Annotated in this window: 9 protein-coding genes and 1 tRNA gene; 6 read left to right on the top strand and 4 right to left on the bottom strand. The window is 73.7% G+C overall.

What is annotated here, in order from left to right:
* Positions 1–177 precede the first annotated feature (177 nt).
* Positions 178–1164 (top strand): aldo/keto reductase, encoded by a 987-nt coding sequence (locus IE239_RS08555; protein ID WP_190148672.1) that lies wholly within the window; start codon positions 178–180, stop codon positions 1162–1164.
* A complete protein-coding gene (locus IE239_RS08550) occupies positions 1161–3551 on the top strand; it encodes a helix-hairpin-helix domain-containing protein (protein ID WP_190148671.1) in 2391 nt (796 codons plus the stop codon). The genes IE239_RS08555 and IE239_RS08550 overlap by 4 nt, the downstream gene beginning before the upstream one ends.
* A 135-nt stretch (positions 3552–3686) precedes the next feature.
* Here the strand turns inward: IE239_RS08550 and IE239_RS08545 are convergent, their stop codons facing one another.
* Entirely contained in the window at positions 3687–4364 is a 678-nt protein-coding gene (locus tag IE239_RS08545; RefSeq protein ID WP_190148670.1) for a hypothetical protein, read from the bottom strand.
* A gap of 47 nt (positions 4365–4411) precedes the next feature.
* Between IE239_RS08545 and IE239_RS08540 the strand changes: the two genes are divergently transcribed.
* Positions 4412–4600, top strand: a complete 189-nt coding sequence (locus tag IE239_RS08540; protein WP_014671721.1) for a DUF5703 family protein — start codon at positions 4412–4414, stop codon at positions 4598–4600.
* A gap of 68 nt (positions 4601–4668) precedes the next feature.
* On the opposite strand, the gene IE239_RS43105 is transcribed toward IE239_RS08540, so the two are convergent.
* From IE239_RS43105 to IE239_RS08525, 3 genes are all read right to left on the bottom strand, one after another.
* Positions 4669–5481: a chaplin gene (locus IE239_RS43105; RefSeq protein ID WP_190148669.1), complete on the bottom strand. Its 813-nt coding sequence runs from the start codon at positions 5479–5481 to the stop codon at positions 4669–4671.
* Positions 5482–5662: 181 nt separating this feature from the next.
* Positions 5663–5896: a chaplin ChpH gene (chpH, locus tag IE239_RS08530; RefSeq protein WP_190148668.1), complete on the bottom strand. Its 234-nt coding sequence runs from the start codon at positions 5894–5896 to the stop codon at positions 5663–5665.
* 183 nt (positions 5897–6079) lie between these two features.
* Positions 6080–7408, bottom strand: a complete 1329-nt coding sequence (locus IE239_RS08525) for a M20/M25/M40 family metallo-hydrolase (protein ID WP_190148667.1) — start codon at positions 7406–7408, stop codon at positions 6080–6082.
* Positions 7409–7613: 205 nt separating this feature from the next.
* On the opposite strand from IE239_RS08525, the gene IE239_RS08520 reads away from it, so the two are divergent.
* From IE239_RS08520 to IE239_RS08510, 3 genes are all read left to right on the top strand, one after another.
* Positions 7614–7698 (top strand) — tRNA-Leu (locus IE239_RS08520).
* A gap of 355 nt (positions 7699–8053) precedes the next feature.
* Positions 8054–11923: a Pls/PosA family non-ribosomal peptide synthetase gene (locus IE239_RS08515; protein WP_190148666.1), complete on the top strand. Its 3870-nt coding sequence runs from the start codon at positions 8054–8056 to the stop codon at positions 11921–11923.
* Between the two features lie 77 nt (positions 11924–12000).
* Complete coding sequence (locus IE239_RS08510) at positions 12001–13353, top strand: M1 family metallopeptidase (protein WP_190148665.1); 1353 nt, start codon at positions 12001–12003, stop codon at positions 13351–13353.
* The last annotated feature ends 97 nt before the right edge of the window (positions 13354–13450 follow it).

Genomic DNA, 13450 nt, shown 5'->3' with positions numbered 1-13450 from the left:
TAACGACGCTGTTGCGCAGACCTTAGCGCGCGGGACCGGGGCCGGGGAGGGCGGTGTGGCGAGGGTCGCGCGTACCGGCTCCGGCGTCGCGGCCTGCACGGACCCGGTCCGCCGCCTCGGAAACCGGTTGTCCACAGGCAACCCACTGCCCAGTTCTGGCCAGTAATCTCGGCGTCCATGGAGCAGAGGCATCTCGGCCGCACCGGCCTGCGTGTGTCCCGCATCGGGCTCGGCACCCTCACCTGGGGCCGCGACACCGACGAGCACGACGCCGCGGACGTCATGAAGACGTTCTGGGAGGCGGGCGGGACCCTCGTCGACACGGCCGACGTGTACGGCGACGGGGATGCCGAGTACCTGCTCGGGCGGCTCATGGAGGGGCTGGTGCCCCGCCGGGACCTGATCGTCTCCACGAAGGCGGGCAGCGTGCCCGACCCGGACCGGCGCTTCGACGGCTCACGCGGTCATCTGCTCGCCGCTCTCGACGCCTCCCTCTCCCGGCTGGGCACGGACTACGTCGACATCTGGCAGGTGCACGCCTTCGACCCGGACACCCCGCTGGAGGAGACCCTCCAGGCCCTCGACATCGCCGTCGCCAGCGGTCGCGCGCGGTACGCGGGCGTCTCCAACTTCTGCGGCTGGCAGCTCGCCAAGGCGGCCACCTGGCAGCTCGCCGCGCCGGGCGCCCGGACACGGCTGGCGGCGACGCAGATGGAGTACTCACTGCTGCAACGCGGCATCGAGCGCGAGGTACTGCCGGCCGCACTCGACCTGGGCATCGGTCTGCTTCCCTCCTCTCCCCTCGGCCGAGGCGTCCTGACAGGCAAGTACCGCAACGACGCCCTGCCGCCCGACTCGCGCGCGGCCTCGGAACACTTCGCGCCGTTCGTCGAGCCCTACCTGGACGACACCGCGAGCCGCGTCGTCGACGCCGTGTCGACCGCTGCGGACGGGCTCGCGGTGACGCCGCTGCAGGTCGCCCTGGCCTGGGTGCGCGACCGGCCCGGCGTGGCCGCCCCGATCGTCGGCGCGCGCAACGCGCAGCAGCTCACGGCGGCTTTGTCAGTGGAGGCGCTTAGTCTTCCTGACGAGATCTGCCGGGCCCTCGACGACGTGTCGGCGCCCGTGCACCGCTATCCCGATCACGACTGGAGCACGCTGTGAGCACGGAGCCGGATTCCCCGCAGAGCACGGAGAACGCCGCGACGGCGGAGCCGGACGCCGCCGAGGAGCCCTGGACTCCGGTCGCCGCCCCCGGAGCGGAAACGGAAGCGGAAACCCTGGCCGAAGCAGCGGCGGATTCGCGGGGGGAGGCGGAACCTGAGTCGCACGCGGAAGCCGGGTCGGTGGCGGTGCTCACCGACGGGGCCGACGGGGCCGACGGGGCAGCCGACGACGCGGGCGACGCGGAAGCGTCCGAGGCCGGCGGCGACGGCGGTGCTTCCACGACCGCGGAGGCCGCCGCGGTGGAAGCCGCCGCGCAGCTCTCCGAGGCGCAGGCCGAGCTCGCCGCGCAGAAACGGGAGCGGGAGCGGATCGAGCGGCGCAAGGCCGAGAAGGCGGCGCCCATCGCCGCCGGGGCCAAGCTCAGCGGCAAGGCCGCCGACCTGCTGGCGGCGGTACGGGCCGTGGAGGGCGGGGCCACGCCCCCGGCCACCGTCTTCGACGAGGAACCCGCGCCGCGCCGCGCCGCGCCGGAGCCGGTGCGGCGACCGCAGCCGGCGACCGCCGAGGCGGTCGCCCGGCCGGCTCCCGCGGCGGACGCCGTCGAGGGGGTACGGCGCGTGCTGGCCGGCGGCGGCGCTCCGGAGGCGCTCGCGCCGCAGGCAGCCGCCGTGCTCGGCGAGGGCGCCGAGCACCTCCTGCGCGACGATCCGTGGCAGCTGCTGCGCGTCCCCGGCGTGCGCCCCGAGCAGGCCGACGGGTTCGCGCGGGCGCTGCTCGGACCGGAGTGCGCCCCCGACGACGAACGGCGCGGCCGTGCGGTGACGGTCTGGCTGCTGGAGCAGGCGGCGCTGGCCGGGCACACCGCCCTGGAACTGCCCACGCTCACCGACGCGCTCGCCCGGCAGGCCGTGCCGGACGCCGACGCGGCCGTGCAGAGCGCCCTGGCCGAAGGAGAGGCCCTCGTCTTCCAGGACGCCCTGGACACGCCCGGTGCAGCTCGGCAGGCGGCGGACGCCGCGACGGGCGAAGAGGCGGAGGAGAGCCAGGAGGGCGAGGAGACCCGGCCGGTCCGTGTCCTGGTCGGCCTGGAGCGGTACGCGCTCGCCGAGGAGAGCCTCGCCGACGCGCTGGCCCGCGTCGTCAACTCCCCGGCCAAGGAGGCGTCCGCGCGGTGGGAGCCGGCGGCCGACGCCGCGCCCGGCAGCGCCGGCGAGCTGATCCGCGCCGTCGCAGGGCACGGTCTGGTGCTGCACACCGGGGGCGAGGCCGCCCGCGCCGAACCCGCCGCGCTGCTCACCGCGGCCCGGAAACTGGGGCTGCGCTCCGTCGCCGCCTCTCACACCCCGGACGGCCGGCGCCGGTTCTCGGCCCTCCTCGCCGATCCGGCCGCGGACGACGCGGTCGTCACCGTCCCCGGCCTCCTCTCCGGCGCCGAGGGCCCCGGACGGGACGGCGACGGGACCCTCGCGCTCGACCTGCTGATCGTGCTCGACGCGCCGCAACTGGATGTGGAGAGCGCCGCGATGCTGGCCGAGTCCCTGCCGGACGGGGCGCGGCTGGTGCTCAGCGGCGATCCGGGGGTCCTCTGGTCGGCGGGACCCGGCCGGGTCTTCGCCGACCTGCTCGCGGCGCGCGCCTGCCCGCAGGTCGCCTCGCGCACCCCCGACCCCGGACCGCTCGGTGAGCTGGTCTCCGGTGTCGGCGTCGGTGAGCTGAACCAGGTCGACGCGCCGGGCAGGGAGATCGTGATCGTCCCGGTGCGCGACGCGGGCGAGGCCGTCCACCGGACCGTGCAGATCCTCGCCGACTCGGTGCCGCGAGCCTTCGGGATCACGTCCGACGAAGCGGTGGTGGTCACGCCGGGGCACGGGGGCGCGGCCGGCACGCGCGTGCTCAACGCCGCGCTGAAGGAACGGCTCAATCCCGGCCCCGGTCGCTTCGGCGGCTTCGACCCCGGCGACCGGATCGCCTACTCTCCCGTGCCGGGGCGCACGGTGGCGGGGCGGGTCGTGACGGCCGACGCGGACGGGCTGCACCTGACCTGCGCGGACGTCTCCGTCGTCGTCCCGAGGGAGCGGGTGGAGCAGACCGTGCGCCACGGGTGGGCGCTCACCGCGCACCAGGCGGTGGGCAGCCGATGGCCCGCGGCGGTCGTGGTGCTGCCCGGGGACGCGGCGCAGGCCCTGTCCCGCCCCTGGGTGTACACGGCCTTCGGCCGCGCGGAGCGCCATCTGTCCGTGGTGCACGGAGTGGAGCAGGCCCTGCCCCGAGCGGTCGCCGAGGTTCCGGCGAAGCCGCGCACGACCCGGCTGCCGGTGCTCCTGCGCACCCAGCTGCCGGTCGCGGAGCAGGGTACGGAGCGGCACGAACAGCGGCGGTCGTGAAGGGGCCTCCCCCCTGTGCGACCGCCGCCGTCCCGCAGCCGTCCGGCAAAACCGTCCTTCAGCCGTCCTGACGTCCGAAGGACGCCTGCGGACCCCCGCGACCGGCATCGGCCGGCGCCGGTCGCGGTGCGCCGGTCAGCGGTCCGCGTCCAGCGTCTCCAGTTCCTCGTCCTCGATGTCGTCCGCGAGATCGTCGTCGGTGTCGTCGTCGATCTCGTCGAAGACCGAGCTCACGTCGAAACGGCAGACCACGCGCCCGGCGTCGGTGTCGTCGAACGGCGCCTCGAGCCACTCGCCGGGCTCGGCCGGTTCGTCGGCGGCCAGCACCCACAGTGTGGAGTCGCCCTCCTCCAGGCCGAACTCCTTGTGACGGGAGGCGATCTCGTCCGCTTCGAACTCGCCGAACAGGATGCCCAGCGCGCCGTGCACGGTGCTCGCGACCTCGGCCCCCACGGCCTCGGCGTCCGCCGCCTCCACCCGCTGGGCCTGCGCCAGCAGCCGCTGCGGCTCGGCGACGGCGTAGTCGCGGCGGATCAGCACGCTCAGCGCGTTCGGCTCCTCGGGGCCCTCATAGGGCGGCAGGGAGTCCTCCGCGCCAGGAATCTCGAAGGGCGTGACCTCGTCGTACCGGTCGTAGAGCAGTTCGTCGTAGACCTCGGCGGCCGCGGCCAGCTCGTTGAACGCCTCGTTGACGGCCGGGTCGTCCTCCCCCGTCCTGCGTTCGACCGCGGCCAGGTGGCGGTCGAGCGCGGTCTTGACCGCCTCGGCGGCGGCGCGTACCTCGGCAGCGGTGGGCTGCGCAGCATCAGACATAGTGCAGACGCTATCCGTACCGGGCCCCAGCCCGCACAATAGATGCGATGCCGGAATACGAATTCGTCGACGTCTACGTGCCACGCGGGGTCTCCCGCAAGGAGGCGACGCGACTGCTGACCGACCATGCCGAGTACGGACACTGGGAGTTGGACCGCCTGAGCCTGCTGCGTGACGGCAGCCGCAGGGTGCGGTTGCGCCGGCGGATCATCCGCCAGGTGCGTGCCACGTGGTGAGGTGAGAGACGGAAAACGGAGCGGGCCCCGCCGAGGCGGGGCCCGCTCCGTTGTCGGGGCCTCGGTGCTTACGCGGAGGGACGCGCCTTGCGGTACAGCACCGCGCCCGCGAGCAGAGCGCCCGCGCCGACCGGCAGCACGAGGCCCATCGGCATCTCGCTGCCCGTGTGCGCGAGCTGCGCGGCGGGACGGTGGACGGAGGAGGCGCCGACCGGCGTCACGTGATGCGGGGTGGACGGCACGCCGCCGGGGCGGGACGGGCTGGACTGTCCGTGCCCGCCCGGCTTGTCGTACCCGCCGGGCTTGCCCGGGGTCTCGTGGCCGCGGGACGGGGGCGTGTGCACGCCGGAGCCGCTGTCGTCGCCGCAGTCGTTGCCGAAGGCCGGGTTGAGGATTCCGACGGCGTCGATGCTGTTGCCGCACACGTTCACCGGCACGTCGATCGGCGCCTGGACCTGGTTGCCGGAGCCGACGCCGGGCGACCCGCCGGTGTGGCCGCTCGCGTGCGCGCCACCGGAGCCGCCGTGGTGACCGCCGCCGTAGCCGCCGTCATGGCCGGCGTTGTGGTTCCCGCGCTGGCTTCCGGCGTGGCTGCCGCCGCCCCGGTGCTCGCCGTATCCGCGCGACGGGGCGCCGCCGCCCTTGTTGACGCAGGAGTTGCCGAAGGCCGGGTTGAGCGCTCCGACGATGTCGATGGTGTTGCCGCACAGGTTGACGGGAACGTTGACCGGTGCCTGCACCGAGTTGCCCGACAAGAGGCCGGGCGAGTCGGTGGCGTAGCCGTTCGCGCCGGAGTCGGCGTGGGCGTAGCCGCCGGCGGCGGCGATCACCCCCGTTGCCGCCGCCACGGTCATGAGGCTTTTGCGGGTGACCTGTCGCATTGCTGAATCCCTGCTTTCCATTTCGTCCGCGTCCCGAATCGCTCGCATCATTGCAGCTGTTCGATTTATTCGGGATTTTCGAAGTCTTCGGCCTTTCCTTCGGGAAAAGACCGGTCGGCCCCGGAGCGCATGGCGTGCGCTCCGGGGCCGACGGTGTGGACGACCCCTCAGCGGGCCGACGTCAGTCGTTGACGCAGATGTTGCCGAAGGCGGGGTTCAGCAGCCCGATCACCGAGATCGTGTTGCCGCAGACGTTCACCGGGACGTGCACGGGAACCTGGATGACGTTGCCGGACGCGACACCCGGGGAGTGCACCGCGGCACCCTGGGCTCCGGCGTCGGCGACGGCCAGGCCCGCACCCGCGAGAACCAGCCCACCAGTGGCAGCCGCAGCAGCGACGACCTTCTTGATCATTATTCCTCCTCGTTGGCAAAGCGATCCCAAGCAACGGATCGCATGTCACCAGTAACGAGGCAGGATTAATGGGGCTACGCGCTTATCGGCGCATTCACTCTTCCCAGTCGCGCCCGTACAGGCGGTCGATTTTCTTCGTCCCGTGAACGCCCGTCTCTCACCGGGACGTCTCACCGGGACGTCTCAGGACGCGTCGATGAAGCGGTCCAGCACGCGCACCCCGAACTTCAGCCCGTCCACCGGGACCCGCTCGTCGACGCCGTGGAACATCCCGGCGAAGTCCAGCTCCGGCGGCAGCTTGAGCGGGGCGAAGCCGAACCCGCGGATGCCGAGGTCGTCGAAGGACTTGGCGTCGGTGCCGCCCGAGAGCATGTAGGGGACGGCCTTCGCCGTCGGGTCCTCGGCGAGCAGCGAGGACTGCATCGCCTCGACCAGCGCTCCGTCGAAGGACGTCTCGAGGGCCTTGTCGGAATGCACGTCCTCGCGGCGCACGTTCGGACCGAGGATCCGGTCGAGGTCGGCCAGGAACTCCTCCTCGTACCCGGGCAGGAAACGCCCGTCGACGTGCGCGGTGGCCTCGCCGGGGATGACGTTGACCTTGTAGCCGGCGCCGAGCTGGGTCGGGTTGGCGGTGTTGCTCAGGGTCGCGCCGATCAGCTTGGCGATGCCGCCGAGCCGGACCAGGGTCGCCTGCATGTCCTCGGGGTCCAGCTGGGTGCCCAGCGCGTCGCCGAGCTCGTCGAGGAAGGCCCGGGTCGTCTTGGTGACCCGCACGGGGAAGGTGTGCCGGCCGAGCCGCGCGACGGCCTCGGACAGCTCGGTGATGGCGTTGTCGCGGTGGATCATCGAGCCGTGTCCCGCGGTCCCGGCCACGGTCAGCTTCATCCAGTGCATGCCCTTCTCGGCCGTCTGGACGAGGTAGAGCCGGCGCTCCTCGCTGACGGTGAACGAGAACCCGCCCACCTCGCTGATCGCCTCGGTGACGCCGTCGAACAGATGGCGGTGGTGGTCGACGAGGTGGCGGGCGCCGTAGGTGCCGCCCGCCTCCTCGTCGGCCAGGAACGCCAGCACGATGTCGCGCGGAGGCCTGCGCCCGGAGCGCAGCCGGTCGCGGACGACGGCCAGCGTCATCGCGTCCATGTCCTTCATGTCGACCGCGCCGCGGCCCCACACGCAGCCGTCGGCGACCTCCCCCGAGAAGGGGTCGTGGGTCCAGTCGGCCGCGTTGGCCGGGACGACGTCGAGGTGGCCGTGGATGAGGAGCGCGGGCCTGGACGGGTCCTCGCCCGCGATGCGGGCCACCGTGGAGGCGCGGCCCGGGTGGGACTCGAAGATCTCCGGTTCGAGACCCACCTCGGCGAGCTTCTCGGCGACCCATTCGGCCGCCTTGCGCTCGCCCGGGCCCGAGTGGTCTCCGTAGTTGCTGGTGTCGATCCGGATCAGCTCGCGGCAGAGGTCCACGACCTCGTCCTCGCCGGTGACGCTCCTGGCCGTGTCGTCCGTCGCGCTCACGATGGTTCCTCCCGCTGTCGCCGCTGGTGGGTCCCCCTCATCCTCCCCCTCCCCCGGGCCCCCGCCCAAGACCGGTCCCGGCCCGTCACCCGCCGCCCGCGCCGGACCGCCCGCCGGGGCCCCGCCTCCCGTGATCGGGCACCCCGGAAAGCCTGGTAATGTTTACGACGTCGCCGCGAGGGAAACCGCGCACGACAGACACCTTGTCCGGGTGGCGGAATGGCAGACGCGCTAGCTTGAGGTGCTAGTGCCCTTTATCGGGCGTGGGGGTTCAAGTCCCCCCTCGGACACAGATCCAGAGAGGGTGGTTCCGGCCGGTCGGCCGGGGCCACCCTCTTCGGCGTTCGGACGGCGCGCTCCGGGGCCGGCACGGCCGTGCCCGGACGGACGGTGCCAGGGGACGCACGGCGTCCTTCCCGCCTGTGTGGGGCAGATCTCCCCGTGGCGGTGGCCGCGCAGGTCAGCGGTGTGCCGACGATCTTCCCGGGCCCCCCGGACGGCCCGCCCGGGTGGCCGTCGCCGGTGGGCGTGCCTAGCGTCGTACTAAAATATCCGGCTTGTTACGGAGCTGGACCGGACAACCCCAGGCAGACCTGCGGGCCCGCCGGCGCCCCGGAGGCTTCCGGGATCGAGACGCGAGGACCGATGGCAGCCACACACGAGGGCAGTGCTCTCGGCCTGCTCGACGAAGAAATCCGCGCACAACTCGGCGACACCGCCCGCTTCTCCGGCGGCCCCGCCGCCTCTCCCCGCACCCTGGTCGACGTCCTCGACGCGACGGTGCGGTCCTTCCCGGACGAGCCGGCCCTGGACGACGGCGTCGTCTCCCTCACCTATCGCGCCCTCGCCGTCGAGGCGGAGAACCTCCGGCGCCGGCTGGCCGCCGCCGGGGTCGGGCTCGGCGACCGGGTGGGCGTGCGCGTCCCGTCCGGAACCAACGACCTCTACGTGGCGATCCTGGCCGTCCTCGCCGCCGGCGCTGCCTATGTCCCGGTGGACGCCGAGGACCCCGACGAGCGGGCCGAGCTGGTGTTCGGCGAGGCCGGGGTGCGGGCCGTCGTCGGCGCCGGGCGCGAGATCACCGTCCACGGGACGTCCGCGACGGCCCCCGCCGCGCGCCCCGGCCCCGAGCACGACGCCTGGATCATCTTCACCTCCGGCTCGACGGGCAGGCCCAAGGGCGTCGCCGTCAGCCACCGCGCCGCGGCCGCCTTCGTGGACGCCGAGGCCGCCCTGTTCCTCGCCGAGGAGCCCATCGGGCCGGGCGACCGGGTCATGGCCGGGCTGTCGGTCGCCTTCGACGCCTCCTGCGAGGAGATGTGGCTCGCCTGGCGGTACGGCGCCTGTCTGGTGCCCGTCCCGCGCTCCCAGGTCCGCAGCGGCGCAGATCTGGGGCCGTGGCTGGTCGAGCAGGAGATCACGGTGGTCTCCACGGTGCCCACGCTTGCCGCGCTCTGGGAGCCCGGGACCCTCAACGACGTCCGCCTGCTGATCTTCGGCGGCGAGGCCTGTCCGCCCGAGCTGGTACAGCGCCTGGTGACGGAGGGGCGCGAGGTCTGGAACACCTACGGTCCGACCGAGGCGACCGTGGTCGCCTGCGCCTCGCTGATGTCGGGCGAGGAGCCGATCAGGATCGGGCTGCCGCTCAGGGGCTGGGAGCTGGCGGTCGTGGACGAGGCCGGCGAGCCCGTGCCGCTGGGCGGCAGCGGACAGCTCGTGATCGGCGGGGTCGGGCTCGCGCGCTATCTCGACGCCGAGAAGGACGCGGAGAAGTACGCGCCGCTGGAGTCGCTGGGCTGGGAACGGGCGTACCGCAGCGGCGACCTGGTGCGCGCGGACGCCGAGGGACTCGTCTTCCTCGGCCGGGCCGACGAGCAGATCAAGCTGGGCGGACGGCGCATCGAGCTGGGCGAGGTGGACGCTGCGCTGCAGGCGCTGCCGGGCGTGGCGGGCGCGGCCGCGGCCGTGCGGACCGCGCGCGGCGGCAACCAGCTGCTCGTCGGGTACGTCGTCACGCAGGACGGCTGGGACCAGGCGGCGGCCGTGGAGCGGCTGCGCGCCGAGCTGCCCGCGGCCCTGGTGCCGCTGCTGGCGCCGGTGCCGGACCTGCCGACGCGCACGTCGGGGAAGGTCGACCGCAACGCACTGCCCTGGCCGCTGGCGGGGCTGGAGAGGGGCGGCCGGGCCGAGCAGCTGTACGGCACCGAGGCCTGGCTCGCCGAACAGTGGACGGAGGTCCTGGGCGTCCCGGTCGCCTCCGCCTCCGACGACTTCTTCGCGATCGGCGGCAGCAGTCTGGGCGCGGCCCAGCTCACCACCCGGCTGCGTACCCGCTATCCCGGCGCCGCGGTGCTGGACGTCTACCAGCAGCCGACGCTGCGCAAGCTGGCCCGCCGGCTGGAGGCCTCGGCGCAGGACGACGCCGGCAGCCGCGCGATCGCGCCCGTGCCGAAGCGGACCCAGTTCCTGCAGCTCGTGCTGCTCCTGCCGCTGTTCACGCTGGTCGGGCTGCGCTGGACGGTCGCGCTGGCCGCGCTGGGCGATGTGCTGCCCGCCTACGGCTGGCTGCCGACCGCTCCGTGGTGGCTGGTGGCCGCCGGGATCCTGCTGTTCTTCAGTCCGCCGGGACGGCTCGCGCTCGGTGCGGGCGGGGTGCGGCTGCTGCTGCGGGGTGTGCGGCCCGGCCGTCATCCGCGGGGCGGCTCGGTCCATGTGCGGCTGTGGGCGGCCGAGCGGCTGGCCGAGTTCAGCGGGGCGACCTCGCTGACCGGGGCCTGGCTGCAGCGGTACGCGCGGGCGCTGGGCGCCAGGATCGGTCCCGACGTGGACCTGCACACGCTGCCGCCGGTCACCGGCCTGCTGAGGCTGGGCCGGGGCGCGGCCGTGGAGTCCGAGGTGGACCTGTCCGGGTACTGGCTGGACGGCGACCGGCTGGAGGTCGGCTCGGTAAGGGTGGGGGCGCACGCGGTCGTCGGCACGCGCAGCACGCTCTTCCCGGGCGCCCGCGTCGGCAAACGGGCCGAGGTGGCGCCGGGTTCGGCGGTCACCGGGCAGATCCCGACCGGTCAGCGGTGGGCGGGAGCGCCCGCGGTCAAGCTCGGCCGGGCCAAGCGCAACTGGCCAGAGGAGCGGCCGCCGCAGAGCCGGTACTGGCGGGCGATGTACGGCGTGTCGGGGCTCGGGCTCACGCTGCTTCCGGCGCTGTCGGGCGCGGCGGCGCTGCTGGTGGCGTCGCTGTTCGTGACGCCCGGCGACGGGCTCGGGCAGGCCGTGCGGGGGGCGGCCGTCGCGCTCGTGCCCGCCACGCTGGCCTACGGGGCGGCGTACGCGCTGCTGGTGCTGGTCGCCGTCCGGCTGCTGAGCCTGGGGCTGCGGGAGGGTACGCACCCGGCGCACGGCCGGGTCGGCTGGCAGGCCTGGACCGTCACCCAGCTGATGGACCGGGCGCGCGAGACGCTGTTCCCGCTGTACGCGGGGCTGGTCACGCCGGTGTGGCTGCGGCTGCTGGGCATGCGGATCGGGCGGGGCGCCGAGGTGTCGACCGTGCTGGCCCTGCCGAGCCTGACGACGGTCGGCGAGGGCGCGTTCCTCGCCGACGACACGCTGACCGCGCCGTACGAGCTGGGCGGCGGCTGGGTGCGCGTCGGGCGGGCGGAGATCGGGCGGCGGGCGTTCCTGGGGAACTCGGGAATGACCGCGCCGGGCAGGTCGGTGCCGGACGGCGGGCTGGTGGGCGTGCTGTCGGCGACGCCGAAGAAGGCGAAGAAGGGCACCTCGTATCTGGGGCTGCCCCCGGTGAAGCTGCCCCGGCACGCGGCGGACGGCGACGACAGCCTGACGTACGAGCCGCCCACGCGGCTGTTGTGGGCGCGGGCGCTGGTGGAGCTGTGCAGGATCGTGCCCGTGCTGTGCTCGACCGCGCTGGGCGTGACGACGGTGGCCGTGCTGTGCGCGCTGGGGGCGTGGGCGCCCCTGCTGGCGGGCGTGGTGCTGCTGGGCGTGGGCTTCGCGGCGGCGGTGGTGTCCGTCGTCGCCAAGTGGCTGCTGGTCGGCCGGCATCGCGCCGGGGAGCATCCGCTGTGGAGCGGTTTCGTGTGGCGCAACGAGCTGGCGGACACGTTCGTCGAGGTGGTGGCCGTGCCGTGGCTGGCGGGCGCGGTGCCGGGCACTCCGGTGATGACGGCGTGGCTGCGCGGGCTCGGCGCACGGATCGGCAGGGGCACGTGGGTGGAGAGCTACTGGCTGCCCGAGTCGGACCTGGTGACGCTGGAGGACGGCGTCACGGTCAACCGTGGGTGCGTGCTGCAGACTCACCTCTTCCACGACCGGATCTTGCGGACGGATACTGTGGTCCTCCGTGAGGGCGCCACGCTGGGCCCTGGCGGGATCGTGCTGCCCGGCAGCACGATCGGGGCCCGGACGACCCTGGGTCCCGCGTCGCTCGTCATGGCCGCGGAGTCCGTCCCGGACGACACCCGCTGGCTCGGCAACCCGATCGAGGCATGGCGTCCCTGAAAAGGGGCTACTCGGAGTCGGTGAGCGGTGGACCGGCGGCGGGTGGTTCGAGCACAGGTCAGGGAGCGGACGGGGACGTGGCAGTTCAGCAGACGGTCGGGCCGGATCCGTATTTCCCGGCCAACGGCGACCCCCGGTACCGGGTGCACCGTTACGAGCTCACGCTGGACTACCGGCCGGGTCCCAACCGGCTGTCGGGGGCGGCGCGGATCAACGCGATCGCCGGGCGTGCGTCGCTGGCCGAGTTCCAGCTGAACCTGGCCGACTTCAAGATCGGCCGGGTGCGGGTGGACGGCCGGCAGCCGCACTACACGCACCGGGGCGGCCGGCTGCGCATCCGTCCGGCCAAGCCGATCCGGGCCGGGGCGGCCTTCACCGTCGAGGTGCACTGGTCGGGCAACCCCAAGCCGGTGAACAGTCCGTGGGGCGGCATCGGCTGGGAGGAGCTGGACGACGGGGCGCTGGTGGCGAGCCAGCCCGTGGGCGCGCCGTCCTGGTACCCGTGCAACGACCGGCCCGCGGACAAGGCCTCGTATCTGATATCGGTCACGACGCCGTCCGCGTACTCGGTGGTGGCGGGCGGGCGGCTGCTCACACGGACCGCGAAGGCCTCGACGACGACCTGGGTGTACGAGCAGTCGGCGCCGACGTCGAGCTATCTGGTGGGTCTGTCCATCGGCGAGTACCAGACCGTCCTGCTGGGCGATCCGGGGCTCGGCGGGGTGCCGCAGCACGGACACATTCCGGCGCATCTGCTGGCGGAGTTCTCACGGGACTTCGCGCGACAGCCCGGGATGATGCACCTCTTCCAACAGCTCTTCGGGCCTTACCCGTTCGACGAGTACGCGGTCGTGGTGACGGAGGAGGAGCTCGATGTCCCGGTCGAGGCGCAGGGGTTGTCGCTGTTCGGCGCCAACCACGTGGACGGGGCCCGGGGTTCGGAGCGGCTGGTGGCGCACGAGCTGGCGCACCAGTGGTTCGGCAACAGCGTGTCCATCGCCGACTGGCGGCACATCTGGCTGAACGAGGGGTTCGCCAAGTACGCGGAGTGGCTGTGGTCGGAGCGGTCGGGAGGGCGCAGCGCGCAGCAACTGGCCGCCGTGGCGCACCGGACGCTGTCGTCGCTGCCGCAGGATCTGCGCCTGGCGGACCCCGGCCGCAAGTCGATGTTCGACGACCGGCTCTACGAGCGCGGCGGCCTCACGGTGCACGCGGTGCGCTGCGCGCTGGGCGACGAGGCGTTCTTCCGGATGCTGCGCGCCTGGCTGTCCCTGCACCGGGGCGGGGCCGTGACGACGTCGACGCTCGCCTCGCACGTGGCCCGGTTCGCCCCGGAGCCGCTGGACGACCTGTTCGAGGCCTGGGTGCACGGGACGGCGCTGCCCCCGCTGCCGGTCCTGTCGGCGGGCCGGGGCGCGGCCTCGGCGTGACACCCCGCCGGGGGTGTCGTGCTCCCGTCGTCGCCGGGACGCGGTGATCCGAGATCCGGTGGCGCCGTACTTCCGTCGCTGCCAGGACGCGGTCGTT

It is taken from the genome of Streptomyces humidus (assembly GCF_014649655.1).
Classification (GTDB): Bacteria; Actinomycetota; Actinomycetes; order Streptomycetales; family Streptomycetaceae; genus Streptomyces; species Streptomyces humidus.
This window is presented reverse-complemented; position numbering and strand designations above follow the sequence as displayed.

Excerpts from the sequence above, each read along its gene's own strand:
- IE239_RS08555 (WP_190148672.1), top strand. The coding sequence starts at position 178 with ATGGAGCAGAGGCATCTCGGCCGCACCGGCCTGCGTGTGTCCCGCATC.
- IE239_RS08545 (WP_190148670.1), bottom strand. The coding sequence starts at position 4,364 with ATGTCTGATGCTGCGCAGCCCACCGCTGCCGAGGTACGCGCCGCCGCC.
- IE239_RS08540 (WP_014671721.1), top strand. The coding sequence starts at position 4,412 with ATGCCGGAATACGAATTCGTCGACGTCTACGTGCCACGCGGGGTCTCC.
- IE239_RS43105 (WP_190148669.1), bottom strand. The coding sequence starts at position 5,481 with ATGCGACAGGTCACCCGCAAAAGCCTCATGACCGTGGCGGCGGCAACG.
- chpH (WP_190148668.1), bottom strand. The coding sequence starts at position 5,896 with ATGATCAAGAAGGTCGTCGCTGCTGCGGCTGCCACTGGTGGGCTGGTT.
- IE239_RS08515 (WP_190148666.1), top strand. The coding sequence starts at position 8,054 with ATGGCAGCCACACACGAGGGCAGTGCTCTCGGCCTGCTCGACGAAGAA.